General features: G+C 66.5%; 14 protein-coding genes. 3 read left to right on the top strand and 11 right to left on the bottom strand.

Annotated elements, in window-relative coordinates; genetic code table 11:
• Positions 1-144: 144 nt before the first annotated feature.
• The 4 genes from MF4836_RS31940 to MF4836_RS31925 are packed head-to-tail and all read right to left on the bottom strand — an operon-like array spanning position 145 to position 3,337.
• Entirely contained in the window at positions 145-498 is a 354-nt protein-coding gene (locus MF4836_RS31940; RefSeq protein WP_078473700.1) for a RidA family protein, read from the bottom strand.
• Positions 495-1,901, bottom strand: a complete 1,407-nt coding sequence (locus MF4836_RS31935) for an FAD/NAD(P)-dependent oxidoreductase (RefSeq protein WP_078473699.1) — start codon at positions 1,899-1,901, stop codon at positions 495-497. Before MF4836_RS31935 ends, MF4836_RS31940 begins: the two co-directional genes overlap by 4 nt.
• Positions 1,891-2,223: a (2Fe-2S)-binding protein gene (locus tag MF4836_RS31930; protein ID WP_078473698.1), complete on the bottom strand. Its 333-nt coding sequence runs from the start codon at positions 2,221-2,223 to the stop codon at positions 1,891-1,893. The genes MF4836_RS31935 and MF4836_RS31930 overlap by 11 nt, the downstream gene beginning before the upstream one ends.
• On the bottom strand, positions 2,213-3,337 hold the full coding sequence (locus tag MF4836_RS31925; protein WP_078473697.1) for an NAD(P)/FAD-dependent oxidoreductase: 1,125 nt from the start codon (positions 3,335-3,337) through the stop codon (positions 2,213-2,215). The genes MF4836_RS31930 and MF4836_RS31925 overlap by 11 nt, the downstream gene beginning before the upstream one ends.
• Positions 3,338-3,494: 157 nt before the next feature.
• On the opposite strand from MF4836_RS31925, the gene MF4836_RS31920 reads away from it, so the two are divergent.
• Complete coding sequence (locus MF4836_RS31920) at positions 3,495-4,403, top strand: LysR substrate-binding domain-containing protein (protein WP_078473696.1); 909 nt, start codon at positions 3,495-3,497, stop codon at positions 4,401-4,403.
• 117 nt (positions 4,404-4,520) lie between these two features.
• Positions 4,521-5,198 (top strand): SMI1/KNR4 family protein, encoded by a 678-nt coding sequence (locus tag MF4836_RS31915; protein WP_078473695.1) that lies wholly within the window; start codon positions 4,521-4,523, stop codon positions 5,196-5,198.
• 68 nt (positions 5,199-5,266) lie between these two features.
• Here MF4836_RS31915 and hglS read toward each other — a convergent pair whose 3' ends face one another.
• The 3 genes from hglS to MF4836_RS31900 all read right to left on the bottom strand — a co-directional run bounded on the left by hglS (position 5,267) and on the right by MF4836_RS31900 (position 9,262).
• Complete coding sequence (gene hglS, locus MF4836_RS31910; protein ID WP_078473694.1) at positions 5,267-6,661, bottom strand: 2-oxoadipate dioxygenase/decarboxylase HglS; 1,395 nt, start codon at positions 6,659-6,661, stop codon at positions 5,267-5,269.
• 179 nt (positions 6,662-6,840) lie between these two features.
• Positions 6,841-7,782, bottom strand: a complete 942-nt coding sequence (locus MF4836_RS31905; RefSeq protein ID WP_078473693.1) for an alpha/beta fold hydrolase — start codon at positions 7,780-7,782, stop codon at positions 6,841-6,843.
• A gap of 25 nt (positions 7,783-7,807) precedes the next feature.
• Positions 7,808-9,262: a flavin-containing monooxygenase gene (locus MF4836_RS31900; RefSeq protein WP_078473692.1), complete on the bottom strand. Its 1,455-nt coding sequence runs from the start codon at positions 9,260-9,262 to the stop codon at positions 7,808-7,810.
• Between the two features lie 203 nt (positions 9,263-9,465).
• Here MF4836_RS31900 and MF4836_RS31895 point away from each other — a divergent pair, with 203 nt between their 5' ends.
• On the top strand, positions 9,466-10,551 hold the full coding sequence (locus MF4836_RS31895; protein WP_078473691.1) for a diguanylate cyclase: 1,086 nt from the start codon (positions 9,466-9,468) through the stop codon (positions 10,549-10,551).
• A 94-nt stretch (positions 10,552-10,645) separates the two neighbouring features.
• On the opposite strand, the gene MF4836_RS31890 is transcribed toward MF4836_RS31895, so the two are convergent.
• The 4 genes from MF4836_RS31890 to MF4836_RS31875 form a co-directional block, all read right to left on the bottom strand.
• Complete coding sequence (locus tag MF4836_RS31890) at positions 10,646-11,995, bottom strand: APC family permease (RefSeq protein ID WP_078473690.1); 1,350 nt, start codon at positions 11,993-11,995, stop codon at positions 10,646-10,648.
• A 191-nt stretch (positions 11,996-12,186) separates the two neighbouring features.
• Positions 12,187-12,939, bottom strand: a complete 753-nt coding sequence (locus MF4836_RS31885; RefSeq protein WP_078473689.1) for an N-formylglutamate amidohydrolase — start codon at positions 12,937-12,939, stop codon at positions 12,187-12,189.
• Positions 12,923-14,275, bottom strand: coding sequence for a glutamine synthetase family protein (locus MF4836_RS31880; protein WP_078473688.1), 1,353 nt, complete (start codon positions 14,273-14,275; stop codon positions 12,923-12,925). Before MF4836_RS31880 ends, MF4836_RS31885 begins: the two co-directional genes overlap by 17 nt.
• The gene (locus MF4836_RS31875) at positions 14,272-14,916 is read right to left on the bottom strand and encodes an isochorismatase family cysteine hydrolase (protein ID WP_078473687.1); all 645 of its coding nucleotides are present in this window, start codon (positions 14,914-14,916) and stop codon (positions 14,272-14,274) included. Before MF4836_RS31875 ends, MF4836_RS31880 begins: the two co-directional genes overlap by 4 nt.
• Position 14,917: the final 1 nt, after the last annotated feature.

The following is a 14,917-nucleotide window of genomic DNA, read 5'->3' as shown; positions in this document are numbered from 1 at the left end:
CTCCGGATGCGTGTTGTTGTACATCGGGCACTCGCCAATGCAAGGCGCCCGTTATCGGCAGTCGCAATGAGAACGCAGGGTCGGGCGGCTCGCAGGTGGCTGCCCTGACCGGTTGCCCGCGTGTGCGGGCGGCTTGCCTGAGCCTCAGACGGCGGCGGTGACGATGAGCTCGAGGCGGATCTCGGCGTCGTCGAAAGCCACCTGGGCCGTGGCTCGGGCCGGGGTTTGCGTGGGGTCGACCCAGGCGCTCCACAGCGCATTCATGGCGTCGAAATCGGCGGTCATGTCTTTCATCCAGATCTGCACACTGAGCAGGCGGCTCTTGTCAGTGCCGGCCTCGGCCAGCAACTGGTCGACACGCTCCAGCACCTGGCGGGTCTGGCCCTGGATGTCCTGGCTGCAATCGGCGGCGACGATGCCGCTGAGCCAGGCCACCTGGTTGTGCACCACCACGCGGCTTAGCCGTGGGTTGCTTTGGATACGCTGGATAGAGGTCATGGGTGCTCCTGGGAACGGTCGAGGCAGGCTTCACCTGCGAGTTGGGTGAGGGTGATGGGTTTGAGTGGCGGGCGGATGCGGTAGTAGCCGACGGCGGCCGGGGAAACCTGGCGCCGCTCGGCGATCACTTCGCTGACGCTGAGCCCGCACAGGCGGCCCTGGCAGGGGCCCATGCCGCAGCGGCCGAAAGCCTTGGCCTGGTTCGGCCCGAGGCAGCCCAGGTCGACGTAGTGGCGCAGGTCGCCGGCGCTGACTTCTTCGCAGCGGCAGACGATGACGTCGTCGGCGGGGATGCGGTTCTGCTGCTGTGGGCGGTACAGGGCGTCGATCAGCGGACGGGCCGCCAGGTGCCGGGCCAGGGCGCGGCGCAGCGCTGGCAGTTGGGCATCGATCTGCGCGGCAGCAAGGGGCTGCAACTGACGGGCGATTCCCAGGGCCGCTATCCGCCCCTGTTCCCGCGCGGCCAGGGCGCCGCCGATGGCCGCGGCATCGCCGGCGATAAACACGCCGGGCTGACTGGTTTCTCCAAACGGGTCGCGGTGCACGGTCCAGCACAGTTGTTGTTCGTCCCACTGGTGCTCCAGGCGTAGCGACCAACTGATCTGGGTGTTGGGCACTACGCCCTGATGCAACAGGATCAATTGCGCCGGGAGCCGATGTTCATCCCCGCCGCAACGAAAGCGCAGGGCCCGGGCCTGGTCTTGGCCCTCGATCTGCAAGTCGCGCGCGCCCCGGAAATGGCGGATCCCGGCACGCCGCAGTTGCCTCAGCAGGCCCAGACCTTTGAGCAGTTCGCGCCAGCCGCCGAGGGCCGCCGGGATCTGGCGCCAGGCGCGCAGCAGGTCGGCGTGGCTGCTGGTGTCCACCAGGGCCGCGACCTGGACCCCGGCCCGCAGGTATTGCGCCGCCAGCAGGTACAGCAGCGGGCCACAGCCGGCCAGCAGCACCGGCACCGCCGGCAGCAGCGCAGCGCCCTTGAGCAGGATCTGCCCAGCGCCGGCGTTCATCACCCCGGGCAGGGTCCAGCCGGGAATCGGCAGGGCGCGTTCGTAGGCCCCGCAGGCAATCAGCAGGCGCCGTGGGTGGAGGGTTCGCGCCTGGCCCAGGTGCAGAAAATGCACTTGCTGTTGCGGGCTCACCAGCCACACCGAGGCCTGGGGGATATAGCGCGCGCCGCAGGCCAGGAAGCGCTCGACCAGGGCCAGCCCGGCCTGGTAGTCGGCACCCAGCACGGCCAGGCGCTGAGGGTCGGCGAGGCGCACATCACGGTAGATCTGCCCGCCGGGGCTGGCCTGTTCGTCGAGCACCGTCACGCTCAAGCCCAGGCCGCAGGCCTCGATAGCAGCCGCCATGCCGGCGGGGCCGGCGCCGATGATCAGCAGGTCCACAGGTTCAGGCTTCATCGTCGGCCCCCTCGGTAGTCGACACTGCACGCACCCCGTGCTGGCTGCGCACACGCATGCCTTCGCGCACCGGCAGCAGGCAGGCCTGGCAACTGGCTTGGCCGTCGACCTCCACCAGGCACTCAAAGCACACCCCCATCATGCAAAACGGCGCCCGCGGGCTGGCACTGACCACGCTGCTGCGGGTGCTGCGCACGCCACTGGCGAGCAACGCCGCCGCCAGGGAAACACCGGCCGGCACCCGCAGGGGTTGGCCGTCGAATTCGATGGCCAGGGTCGGGCTGCTGGCGGACCTGGGTTGAAACAGGCGATCAGCCGGCATGCTGCACCTCGCTGGCAGATTGAAAGCGCGCCAGGCCAAAAGGCTGCACGTCGGGAAGTTGGCCCTGGCCGCTGAGCCACGGCGCCAGCCACAGGGCGTGGGCCGCGGCCAGGGTGACGCCGCTGTGGCAACTGGCGACAAACACCTGCGGGCACTCGGGCAGCGTCTGGTAAATCGGCAGGCCATCCGGGCTCAGGACCCGCAGCGCACCCCAGGCCCGAACCAGGCGCACATCGGCCAGCAAGGGGAAGCAGCGCACGCCGCGCTGGGCGATGTCGGCCATCACCTCGGCGCTGCCCCGGTCGTCGTAGCCCACGGCTTCCATGGAGTCGCCGAGCTGCACCGTGCCTTCGTCGGTCTGGCGCACATAGGTGGTGGGGTAGTGCAAAAAAGGCGCGAGGCGCTCGGTGACCAGGATCTGCCCGCGATTGGGCTGCACCGGTACATCGGCGCCGAGCAGGGCGCCCAGCGAACGGTTGCCCAGGCCGGCGGCCAGCACCAGTTGCCCGGCCTGCCAGCGCTGGTCGCCAGCGCGCACTTCAAGGCCATCACCGACCTGGCGGATGGCGTCGACCCGATGGCCGTTGTCGATCTGCACCCCGTGGCGGCGGCAGCCGGCATACAGCGCTCGCAGCAATTTCAGCGGGTTGACCTGGCCATCCATCGGCGAATAGCAGGCCCCGACCACATCCGGACCGACGCCGGGCAGGCGTTTGCGCAGCTCGCCCGGGCTCAGCAGTTCAAAGGGGTAGTCGCCGTCCAGGGCTTGCTGCAGCCAGGCCAGACGCTGGCTTTCCTCGGCCATTTCCGCCTCGGACAGGCACAGCTGGAACCCCCCGGCCTGTTGCAGGCAGACATCCACGCCGCTGTCCTCGCGCAGGTACGCCGCCAGTTGCGGCCACAGCGCCACCGACTGCCGGGTCCACTGGGCATAGGCGCTTTTGCGATAGCCCTTGCCCTGCACCCACAGCAGGCCGAAGTTGCCACGGGCCGCGCGCAGGGCACTGTCGCCCTCGTCCAGCACGCGCACCTGGCGCCCGCTGCGGGCCATGCCGTAGGCGATCGCCAGGCCCACGAGGCCGCCGCCGATTATCAGTGCATCAGGTTTTTGCATGGGTGGCTCCAGTTCCAGGCCGGTCAGGCGTTATCCCGATAAATCGGGTGCAGGCTGAGGCGGTTGAGGCATGGCTGGGATGCTAGGGGGCTGATGCAGCGATGAAAAATGCTTTATTTTGCGCAGGTCATGTCTTTTTGTTATGGGGTGCGGTGGGATGAATTTGCGTCAGCTGGAAGCCTTTCGTGCGGTGATTCTCGGCCAGACCGTGACCCGCGCCGCCGAGATGCTGCATATCTCCCAGCCCGCCGCGACGCGCTTGATCAGCGCGCTGGAGGAAGACATCGGCTTTGCCCTGTTCGAGCGTCTCAAGGGGCGCCTGCAGCCGACGCCCGAGGCGCTGGTGCTGTATGAGGAGGTGCAGCGCTCATTACTCGGCGTCGAGCGCATTGCCCGCACCGCCCAGGAAATTCGCACCCTCAAGCGCGGCTCGTTGCAGATCGCCTGCGCCCCGGCCATGGGCCTGGGATTCATGCCGCGGGCCATCACCGCCTTCCAGCGTGAACACCCCGAGGTGCAGATCAGCCTGGTGGTGCACTCCTCGCGCGAGGTGGTCGACCTGGTGGTCGGCGGGCGCTGCGACCTGGGGGTGATCGTCGAGCCCAACACCTACCCCAGCCCGCGCGCGGAGAAACTGCTGAAATCGCGCATGCTCTGCGCGTTGCCGGTGGGGCATCGCCTGGAGCCGCAGGCGCTGATCGTGCCCGAGGACCTGGAGGGCGAGGCGTTTGTTTCCTACCCCCATGCCATCGCCTCGCGCCAGCACGTCGACGCGATCTTTGCCGCCCATGGCGTGCAGCGCCACTTGCGCCTGGAAACCCAGCTGTCGCTGCCCATGTGCCTGTTTGTCGAAGAGGGCGCCGGGGTGGCGCTGGTGGATGCCATCAGCGCCCTGGAATACCGCGGGCAGGGCGTGGTCTTCCGTGCCTTCGCGCCGGCCATCGAAATGGACTTCAGTCTGCTGCTGCCGCCCCAGGCGCCCCTGTCCCGATTGCAGGAGCGCTTTGTCGAGCACATGCGCGAGTTCGTCGCGACCCAGGTGCCGTCGGCGTATCGGGTGCAGTAGGGATCCGGGCGCGGCGAATTTCGCTGCCCAGGGTTCAACCGGCGCTGGCACATGCCCTAAGATGCGTCGGACTTTTTGCGCGGATGACCCCGCCGAACTTTGCAGAAGTGAATGCACATGAGCGATTTTGAACGGCTGGCCGAGACCGCAGGCATAGCCTTGCCAGCGGAGCTGCGGCGGCTGCTGGCCGAGGGACGGACCCGCTACGGCAATAGCCGTGAGGACTGGAGCAAGGGGTGGCGTGAGTACACCCTGTCGGCACAACCGGCGTTGTCCTGCGCCTACGACTTCGAGTGGATCGACGGGCAACAGGCCGGCGAGGTTATCGAAGAATGGCTCAACCCGGCCTACCAGGACGGGCGGCGGTTCTTGCCGTTTGCCCAGTCCGGTGCCGGCGACGCGTACTGCCTGACCCCCCTGCAAGACGGGCAGGTCGGCGTCGCCCTGGTCTGGCATGACCGAGAGTCCAGCGAAGTGGAAAACCTGTCGTTTGCCGAGTTCGCCTACCGATTGCTGGTGGAGTCTGCCCAGGATATCGAGCATCTGCTTGACGACGACTGGGCGTTCGACGACGCCAGGCACTGCGTGATCGCCAACTTGCAGCTTATGGAAAACTGCCTGCCGGAGCCCTTCAAGGCCGGACTCAAGCAACTGGTGGCGCAGGTGCAGCAAGCCCATGCAAACCCGCACGCGTTGATCACGGCAGAACAGGCGCGGGTTGCGCTGGCGGTTGTGCCCGAGCCTGTCGCGGAGCGGTTTTCAGTGACCGCCAGATGGGAGTGCGGGCAGGGTTGAAGCGGCGCTGAGGTCAGGATCCACCGACAACGTCAGCGCCATGGCGGTGGATCACGCGCCGCCTGTATTCACAACCCGGGCAGGCCCAAGGCACTCGCACACTGCTCCAGCGAGCGCTGCTGGGTTTGGGCGTAGAGCTGCAATTCATCGATGGTCGGCCGGCCCAGGGCCTGTTCGAAGGCCTGCTGGTTGGACTGGCCGGCATAGTGACTTTGTGCGTCGTCGCCGAGGTTGGACTGGAAGATCCCGGCGGCACTGACCGGCAGGAAGTCTTCATACACCAGAGGTTCGAAGCGCACGTGCCCGGCGGCAATCAGTGCGGCCAGGGTCGTGGGCCGCTGGGCCTGTTCGCGTGCGGCCAGGCCCTGTTCGGTGGCGAAATAGCGGAAGTACGCCAGGTCCTCTTCGCGCATGGCGTCGTGGCTGTCGGGGAAGGCTTCGAAGTGGTCGCGCATCAGGGCGTCGTAGCGATCGGCGTTGGACTCGTTGGGGAAGGCATTGAGCTGGTCGCGGGCGGCATTCAGCAGGCGGTCGTACAGGGCGCGGCCTTTGGGGGTGAGGGCCGCACCGCGTTGTTCGATTTCGCCGAAGCGTGCGCTGTGGCTGCCCTGGCTCTGTTCCTGGTCGGTGAAGGCCACGGTTTCCTCCAGGGCCTTGAAGCTGGTCTGGCGCAGCAGGATCGGGCAGTCCCGCCGTGGCGGGCCTTCGATCACGGCCTTGGGGGTGATGCCGTGGGCGGGCATCAGGCGTTGCACCTGGTCGATGTCCAGGGTGCGTGGCGTCAGGTGGTTGATGTGCGGACCCTTGAACGCCACCACGTCGGCTATCAGCCGGTGCTGGGCGCTCAGTTGCTGATACTGCGCGGCGGTGACGGTGGCGCTGTGGTGCCAGCGGAAGGTTTCCAGGGCCTGCTCGACGAACGCCTCGGCATCCGCCTGGTTCAGCCCGCCATCCGCTTCGCACTGGGCGATCAGGCTCAGGGCCCGGGCGGTGAAGATCGAGCGCCGGGCCAGGACCGATTCGGCAAAGGTGCGCAGTTCGGGGTTTTCGATCAGTTCCAGGCGCAGCAGCGAGGTGAAGACCCGGAACGGGCTGATGTGCAGCGCCGTTTCATGCACCGCGCGAAAGGCCGTGGAGTGCACCGGGACCCCGGCCGGGGTCAGGTCGTAATAGCCCACCGGCTGCATGCCCATGACCGCAAACAGGCGGCTCAGGGTCGCCAGTTCGGTCGCGGTGCCGACGCGGATGGCGCCGTGGCGCTCCAGGTCCAGGCGTTCGATTTCACCGGTCTGGCGCAGGTGCCGGGCCAGGTCGGGATGCTGTTCCAGGGTCTGGGCGTTGACCTCGGCCACCAGTTCCATCAGCGCGCCATACAGCGGCACTTCATCGCGGTACATGTCCGACATCGCCCGCGAAAAGCGTTGGCGGATCAGGTCAGGGCTGACGAAGCTCTGGTTGCTCATAAACAGGATTCCCGGTGCAGTGACATCAAGGGTGGAGTGGGGCCGATTCTGTTCGGCGTCGGGGGCGCTGACAAACGAAGTTTCCTCTGAACTTCATTCTGCAAATGAATGCACTGCCGTTCGGGCGCCGCGCGTCGGGCGCCGTGCCCGGGCGTCGCTGGCAAAGTGGGCTCGAGTGTTCAGCGGCTATTGCGCAGGGCTGCCTGTTGCAGGAACTGGCGGTACAGCCGGGCGCTGCGGTTAGGGCGCTCGACCATGGGCATATGGCCGATGCCTTGCCAGATCTCCACCTGCAACTGGGGGATGCCCCGGGCCCAGATCAGCGCGCTGCTGGCATGCAGCAGCCGGTCCTCGCGGCCCCAGAGCAGCAGGGTCGGGGCCTGGATCGAGCCCAGCAGGGGTTCCATGGGCGCACTGCCATGGAAGTCGTCGAAGATTTTCGCCAGCTGCGGGCGCCGCTGCCGGTAGCGTTCGGCGATGGCCGCTAGGACCACCTCCGGCACCCAGGGCGGATCGGCCATGGTCATGCCGTAGAAGGTGTCGAAGTCGGCGCGGGTGTCGATCAGGAACGGATTGCGGCCCACCGCCAGCATGCGCTCCAGGTCGCTGGGCTCGGGCGCGCTGACGCCGGCGGGGTCGAACAGGGTCAGTGACGCTACCCGCTCCGGGCTGGTGGCCGCCAGCCACGCCGCGATATAGCCGCCCATGGAGTTGCCGACCAGGTGCACCCGCGCCACCTGGCAGGCGTCGAGCAATTGCAGCAGGCGTCGGCCCTGGGCCGGGATGCTGTAGTCCTGGCTGGCGTCGAAGCCGGTGGCGCCGTGGCCGCCCAGGTCCGGGATCAGCACCCGGCAGTCTTTGCTGAAGTGCCGGGCAAAACGCAGCCAGATGCTTTTGTCGGCGCTGTAGCCGTGCAGCAGCAACAGGGTCTGGCTGGCGGTGGTCGGGCCGCCCATGTAAGTCGCCAGGGTCATGCCATCGATGGCCACCGGGTGTTTTTTCAACCGGTAGAGCCGGGCCTCCAGCGCGCTGCTGGCGTCATACAGCCAATGGCCGATGCGCGGGTAGGTGCGATAGCACCAGAACAGGCCAAGGGCGAGCAGGGCGACAATCACGAACATCGGGTGGCTCCTGTGCGGGCACGGGTCAGGACAGTTGATGGTCCACGGGCTTGAGGCCCCGGGTCAGCCAGTGGTAGCTGAAGCTGAAGCCGGGAAACAGCGCCGTCACATGCCCGCTGCTGCTGCGGTACCAGCTCTGGCAACCGCCGGATTGCCACACCGTGCGCTGCATCTCGCGGTGGATCATCGCGGTGTAGCGCGCCTCCGCTTCCGGGCGAGCTTCAATGGCCTGCAAGCCCTGGGTCTTTAGGGCCCGGATGCAGCTGAGAATGTAGCGGGTCTGGGATTCGATGATGAACAGCAGCGAGGTGTGGCCGATCCCGGTGTTGGGGCCGCAGAGGATAAACAGGTTGGGGAACCCCGGCACACAGGTGCCCAGGTAGGCGCGCGGGTAGGGCGCCCAGGCATCGCGCAACAACTGGCGGTCCTTGCCGCGCACCGGGTAGGCGATCATGCCGTCGGTGGTGTCGAAGCCGGTGCACCAGATGATCAGGTCCAGCTCCAGGTGCTGGCCGTCTCGGGTGGTGATGCCGCTGGCGTCGAGGCTCTGGATGCCTTGCTCGCGCCCGTGCAGGCTGACGTTGGCTCGCCCCAGCGCCGGGTACAGGGTGTTGGACAGGATCACCCGCTTGCAGCCGATGCTGTAGTCCGGCGTCAGTTGGCGGCGCAGTTGCGGGTCGGGCACCTGGCGTTTGAGCAGGCCCAGGGCCTGGCGCTGCACCAGGGTCATTGCCGGCCGTGAATACTTGAAGGCGATGATCCGGCTTTCCAGCTGCCAATAGATCAACCAGCGCAGCAGGGTGTAGGCCGGCTTGAACCCCAGCAGGCGCCGTTCCAAGGCACTGAAGTGCCGGTCAGGGCGCGGCAGCACCCAGTGCGCACTGCGCTGGAACACATGTAACTGGGCGACATCGGCGGCAATTGCCGGGATGATCTGCGCCGCGCTGGCGCCACTGCCGACAATCGCCACGCGCTTGCCACGGTAGTCGTAGTGGTGGTCCCACTGGTTGCTGTGGAACTGGTGGCCGGTGAAGTCGGCGAGGCCCTGGAGGGGCGGAATCAGGGGTTGGCTCAAGGGCCCCGAGGCGTTGATCACGAACTGCGCCTGGAATCGACCGCGGGCCTGGGTCTGGACGATCCAGCGTTGCTGCGCCGAGTCCCAGTCCATGGCCTCGACCTCGGCCCCGAGCAGCACCTTGTCCTGCAAGCCTTGCTGGTGCAGCAGATGCTGGGTATAGCGCTGCAATTCGTCCTGGGTGGCGTACATCTGGCTCCACCGGTAAGGCGCGAACGACAGGGAGTACAGGGGCGAGGGCACATCGACCGCGGCGCCGGGGTAGGTGTTCTGGCACCAGGTGCCGCCAGGGAAGTCGCGGCGCTCCAGCAGCAGGAAATCATCTATCCCCGCCTTGAGCAGATTGACCGCTGCACACTGTCCGCCAAAACCGCTGCCGATGATCAGTACCTGATAGCTGTGCATGCGCCTCCTCCGGGGTACTTGGCAAGCGGGCGCAGAGTAATGTTATGTGCCCACCGTCAGTTATAGCCAAATATTCCCGCAATGCCGGGCCAGGGCGCTGTAAACAGGGGGGAAGGGGTAATGGCTATTTGACTCTTCGCTGGTAGACTGCTCGGCAGTCCCAGTAGCCTCATCGACCCTCGTACTGCTTGCACGGAGGAGCCTTGGCCCCTACGCCACATACACCAGGGAAGGGACTTTCATTGGCCAGGAGGCTATACAAGTCGCGGATCCTGGGTCTGGCCCTGGGCTTCTTCTGCGTCGCCGCAGCCATGCAACCGCTGCAGCCCCCGGCCTGGCTCTGGGGCTTCATGCTGTTCAACGCCTTTGCCTGGCCGCACCTGGCGTACCAGTGGGCGCGCCGGTCACGGGTGCCGTTTCGCGGCGAACACCGCAATTTGCTGGTGGACTCGTTCCTCGGCGGGTTCTGGGTCGGCGCCATGCATTTCAATCCGCTGCCGACCACGACCACCCTGGCGATGATGGCGATGAACAATATCGCCATTGGCGGTGTGCGTTTCTTTCTTGCCGGGAGCCTGGCCCAGGCCCTGGGGATCGGCGTCTCGCTGCTGCTGTTCAGCCCGTTGTTCATCGCCGAAACCAGCCAACTGCAAGTCTATGCCTGCCTGCCGATGCTGACGTTGTACCCGCTGGCCCTGGGGTATATCTGCTACCAGCAGGCGTGCGTGCTGGCCGGGCACAAGCGCGAGCTGTTGGCCTTGAGCCGCACCGACAGCTTGTCCGGGCTACTTAACCATGGCGCCTGGAAGGATCAGCTGGAGGTTGAGTTCCAACGCTGCCGACGCCAGCAGCAGGGTGGGGCCATTGCCCTGATCGACATTGATCACTTCAAGGTCATCAACGACACCTACGGCCATGTGGCCGGCGATATCGTGCTGCGCCAACTGAGCAAGATCCTGCGCCAGAACCTGCGGGTCAGTGATCAGATCGGCCGTTATGGCGGTGATGAGTTTTGCGTGATTCTGCCGGACGTGCCCCTGGAGCAGGCGGCCCAGTTGATGGAAGGCCTGCGCACCCGCTTCGGTGCCCTGGGCTACGAGCAGAACCCGGCGCTGCAAGTCAGCCTGAGCATTGGCCTGGCTGCGTTTGATCCGGAGTACAGCGACGCGGTCAACTGGCTGGACGACGCCGACCAGGCGCTGTACGAAGCCAAGACCACCGGCCGCAACAAAGTCAGCTGCCGACCGGGAGACGTGCCGTCGCGGGTGCTGCTCAATTCCTTGCATTGACCCCACCTGTAGCCGCTGCCGAGCCTGGCGGCAGCGGCTACAGGTGCGCCGGTTTCTATCGATTGATAGGACCCGCGCAACCTCGCGCTAGCGGCTACAAAGGTTCCTGGATTTTGTAGGGTTCGCCGTTGCCCAGTTTGTTCAGCAGGAACAGGTACACCACGCCGACGACTATCCAGATGGCGCCCAGTTTCTGTGCCTCGATGCCCATGTTGAACAGGATCGCGCAGACGATCAGCAGGCCGATGGCCGGGCACACCAGGTGGCGGATCACCTGGCCGGACTTGAGCCGGCGCCAGTAGTAGTTGATCACCGTCAGGTGCAGCAGGATAAACCCGCTCAAGGCGCCAAAGTTGACCAGTGAGGTCAGGGTGTCCACCGAGTCGATGAACAGGTAGCAGATCAGCAGCGACAGCACGGCCACCAGGTAGATGCTGATATGGGGCGTGTTGTGTTTGCGATGGACCCGGGCCAGGACCTTGGGCAGCTTGCCGTCGCGGGCCATGCCGAACAGCAGGCGCGACACCGCGGCTTGCGAGGTGATCGCCACCGCCACGCCCCAGGCCAGGGCCGTGGCCACCCCGGTCAGGGTCGCCAGCCAGCTGCCGGCGGCGATCTCGGCGATCTCGTAGAAGGCGGTGTCGGCGGACTTGAAGCCCATGCCGGCCGCGAGGTCGGTGGCGATCCAGGTTTGCACGACAAAGATCAGCCCCATCACCACCAGGGTGATCAACGCCGCCCGGCCGACGCTGCGCCCGGGGTCGCCCTTGACCTCTTCGGCCAGGGTCGAGATCGCGTCAAAGCCCAGGAACGACAGCACCGCGATCGACACCCCCTGCATCAACATGCCGAAGTGGAAACCTTGCGGGTTGTACAGCGGCGCCAGGGTCAGTTGACCGTTGCCGGCGCCCCCGTGCAGGGCAGTCCAGGCGTAGAACAGGAAGATTCCCAGCACCACCAGTTGCGCCAGCAGAAACACGATGTTCATCCGCGCGGTAAAGGTGATACCGCGCAGGTTGACGAAGGTGGCACTGACCAGAAACGCGAGGATAAACCCGACCTTGGGGATGTCCGGGTACAGGTGGTTCAGCGCCATGGCCGCGTAGACGTACAGCAGCGGCGGGATCAGCAGGTAATCCAGGAGCATCAGCCAGCCGGCGATAAAGCCGACATGGGGGTTGAGGCCGCGCTGGGCGTAGGAATAGACCGAGCCGGCGATGGGAAAGGCCCGGGCCATGCAGCCGTAGCTGAGGGCGGTGAAGACCATCGCCACCATGCCGATGATATACGCCAGGGGCACCATGCCCGGGGCTTCCTGGTTGACGTAGCCATAGACCCCGAACGGCGCGATGGGGATCATGAAAATCATCCCGTAGACCACCAGGTCCCTGAGGGTCAGTCCGCGTTTGAGTTCCTGTTTGTAGCCGAATTGTTCAATCTCCATGACACAGTGCTCCTGAGCAGGCATTGAGTGGGGTGCAGGCCCGCGCAACGTGGCGCGAGCGCACGTTGAACAAGGCCCGGTGTTCGAACCTGGCAGGTTAAAAGACACACCACGGCGGTTTTTGTAATTGTTCTACCGGTCCGGCAAACAGCAGTTGGTGCAACAGCGACAGCGTGATTCGACAGCAGGGTCTACAACAGCGGCGCCAGGTAATCGCTCCAGCGCCGTACCGCTTGCGGGGTGCGCAGCAGGTCGTTGCGCACCTCGATCAACACCGAGTCCAGGCCGCGCCCGTCGCCGTGCACCGGCACCGTCATGTCGCTGCCGGCCTCGATCCGATACGGCTGGTTGCCCGCCACCTGCAACGGGTGTTGGCCCAGGCCGGCCACCAGGCGTTCGGCGTAGGCCTGGGCGCGGTCGTAGAGCACGCCGATTTCCAGTTGGCGCGGCTCGCCGAAGTACACCGGGGTGAAGCTGTGGATGCCCACCACCCGTACCGTTTTTCCGGCGGCCAGGCGCTCGTCGATCAAGCTCGCCAGGCGTGAGTGAAACGGCCGGAACAGGCACTGGCGCCGGTATTCGCGGGTGGCTTCATCCAGCGCCTGGTTGCCCGGCACCGGGTAGATCTCGCTCTTGAGCGGGATGCTGTCGGGGGCGTGCAGCGGGCGATTGAGGTCGATCAGCAGGCGTGAGTAATTGGCCGTCAGCAGCGTCGCGCCCAGGGCCTCGGACAGGCTCTCGGCCAGCGCCAGGGCACCGATGTCCCAGGCGATGTGCTGCTGCGCCGCTTCCGGGTCCAGGCCCAGGTCGTTGAGCGGTGCGGGGATATAGCGGCTGGCGTGCTCGCAAACCAGGATCAGCGGGTGCTCGGACGCTTCACGCAGCAGGCCATAGGCCGGCCGGTCGTAGTAGCCAAGCTCGGGGGTTTCAGTAGAGGCGTGCATAGTGTTCACAGAGTTGGGCCGGGTCGAGGTCTTGGGTCAGGCGCAGTTCTTCGTGCTTGACCGCCAGGTAAGTGTCGAGCAGTGGCTTGGGCACGGCCAGGGTCAGCGCCGGGCTGGCGGCCAGCAGCTCCAGGGCCTGGGCCAGGGAGCCGGGCAGGGCGACGATGCCGCGCTCCTTGAGCTGAGCCGGGCTCAGGGTGTCGGGCGCATCGTCGGTGGTGGCGCGCAGGGCCAGCCCCTGCTGGATCCCCAGGCGCCCGGCGATCAGCACCATGGCCATGGCCAGGTGCGGCGAGGCGGTGGCGTCCAGGGCGCGAAACTCCAGGTTGTACTGCGGCGCCACGTCCTTCCCGCCCAGGCTGACGGTCGGGCAGATACGCAACGAGGCTTCGCGGTTGCGTTGCCCGAGGCAGGCGTAGGCGGCGCTCCAGTGATGGGGTTGCAGGCGCTGGTAGGAGATCGGTGTCGGCGCGGTAAAGGCGCACAGCGCCGGCAGGTACTTGAGCACCCCGGCGGCCCAGCGCCGGCCCAGTTGCGACAGGCCATTGTCGGCCTGCGGGTCGTAGAGCTTCGGCCGGCCGTCGAGGTCTTGCAGGCTGATATGCAGGTGCACGCCGTTGCACACCGCATGCTGCGACACCTTGGGTGAAAAGCTCACCGGCTGCCCCAGTTGCCGGGCGATTTCCCGGGTGATCTCCCGCACGTTCACCGCGCGGTCGGCGGCGGCCACGCCCGAGGTCGGGCGGCAGGTGATCTCGTACTGTTGCTTGCCGTATTCGGGGAGGAACATCTCCGGCTCGACCCCGGCGGCGCGCAGGGCGCTGAGCAGCCAGCCGCCGAAGTTCGCCCCCTGGCGCTGAGCGCCCAGGGAGAACGCCAGTTGCTCGGCTTGCGCGGGGGCGCCCTGCAGGTTGAATTCGTGTTCGAAGGCGGCGGTGATCTGCAGTTTCAGGTCGTCGCGATAACGCGCCACCTCTTCGCGCAGCAGGGTGCGCGGGCAGGCGGCCCAGGGCGTGCCGTCGGTTTCGCAGATATCGGCGTGGAGGTAATCCAGGGGCGCGGCCTCGGGATCCGGGCCGTTGGCGACGCTGACCCGGCTCGCCATGTCCGGGATCAGCCGCAGGTCGCCATAGGCGCCCCAGGGGTTGGCCTCGGCAATCTGGTCCTGCGGGGTCAGGGCGCTGTTGGCCGGAACCCAGCCACAGCCGGCGGCCTGGTAGCTGTCCAGCTCGTCGCTGGGAAAGGAACGCCCGCGGGTCACGCCGATCAGGTCGGTGGTGACGATGCTGGTCATGGCCACGGCGGTCAGCGGCGTCACGCCGCTACCCCGGCTCATGCCGCCAACTCATGCAGGCGGTCGAGCACGGTCCGGGTGTCGGTGATCCAGCAATAACCCTTGATCGCATTCAGGCAGGCCAGGTGCCGCGCCTCGGAGTAGGTGGCGCAGGCGTCTTCCACCAGGGTCACCAGGTAGCCGCGATCGGCGGCATCGCGCACGGCCATGTCCACGCACTGGTCGGTGACGATGCCGGCGATGATCAGGTGCCGAGTCTGCAGGTTGCGCAGCACGTAGTCGATATTGGTGGAGTTGAAGACCCCGGACGAGGTCTTGGGCAGGATGATTTCGTTTTCCCCGGCCGCCAGTTCATCGATGATCGCCGCCTGCGGGCTGCCCTTGGGCAGGTGCATGTCCGACAGCTTGTGGTCCAGGGAGCGGTCGCGGCCGTCGGCGGTCAGGCTTTCGATCAGGGTGTGCAGCACGTTCTGCCGGGCGCCACGCATGGCCGCCAGGAGCTTTTGCTGGTTGGGGATCACCTGGGTCCGTGTCCGTTGCAGGAAGTACTGCGCGTCGGCGTCCTGCAGGTGCGGGTCGAACTGCGGTTCGAGCCAGGCACGTTGCATATCCACCAGCAGCAGGGCGGTGTGGTCGGCGACAAAGGGCAGGTCGCGGGGCGAGCGATGGGGCAGGCTGAACATG

The sequence above is a fragment of the Pseudomonas sp. MF4836 genome (genome assembly GCF_002018875.1).
In the GTDB taxonomy this organism is placed as follows: Bacteria; Pseudomonadota; Gammaproteobacteria; order Pseudomonadales; family Pseudomonadaceae; genus Aquipseudomonas.
Note: the sequence above shows the minus strand (reverse complement) of the source record. Positions and strands in the feature narration are given on the sequence as shown.

Bases quoted from the DNA above. Each gene is read 5' to 3' on its own strand.
- MF4836_RS31900 (WP_078473692.1), bottom strand. From the start codon at position 9,262: ATGCACAGCTATCAGGTACTGATCATCGGCAGCGGTTTTGGCGGACAG.
- hglS (WP_078473694.1), bottom strand. From the start codon at position 6,661: ATGAGCAACCAGAGCTTCGTCAGCCCTGACCTGATCCGCCAACGCTTT.
- MF4836_RS31930 (WP_078473698.1), bottom strand. From the start codon at position 2,223: ATGCCGGCTGATCGCCTGTTTCAACCCAGGTCCGCCAGCAGCCCGACC.
- MF4836_RS31920 (WP_078473696.1), top strand. From the start codon at position 3,495: ATGAATTTGCGTCAGCTGGAAGCCTTTCGTGCGGTGATTCTCGGCCAG.
- MF4836_RS31885 (WP_078473689.1), bottom strand. From the start codon at position 12,939: ATGCACGCCTCTACTGAAACCCCCGAGCTTGGCTACTACGACCGGCCG.
- MF4836_RS31935 (WP_078473699.1), bottom strand. From the start codon at position 1,901: ATGAAGCCTGAACCTGTGGACCTGCTGATCATCGGCGCCGGCCCCGCC.
- MF4836_RS31905 (WP_078473693.1), bottom strand. From the start codon at position 7,782: ATGTTCGTGATTGTCGCCCTGCTCGCCCTTGGCCTGTTCTGGTGCTAT.
- MF4836_RS31915 (WP_078473695.1), top strand. From the start codon at position 4,521: ATGAGCGATTTTGAACGGCTGGCCGAGACCGCAGGCATAGCCTTGCCA.
- MF4836_RS31940 (WP_078473700.1), bottom strand. From the start codon at position 498: ATGACCTCTATCCAGCGTATCCAAAGCAACCCACGGCTAAGCCGCGTG.
- MF4836_RS31925 (WP_078473697.1), bottom strand. From the start codon at position 3,337: ATGCAAAAACCTGATGCACTGATAATCGGCGGCGGCCTCGTGGGCCTG.
- MF4836_RS31890 (WP_078473690.1), bottom strand. From the start codon at position 11,995: ATGGAGATTGAACAATTCGGCTACAAACAGGAACTCAAACGCGGACTG.
- MF4836_RS31875 (WP_078473687.1), bottom strand. From the start codon at position 14,916: ATGTTCAGCCTGCCCCATCGCTCGCCCCGCGACCTGCCCTTTGTCGCC.
- MF4836_RS31880 (WP_078473688.1), bottom strand. From the start codon at position 14,275: ATGAGCCGGGGTAGCGGCGTGACGCCGCTGACCGCCGTGGCCATGACC.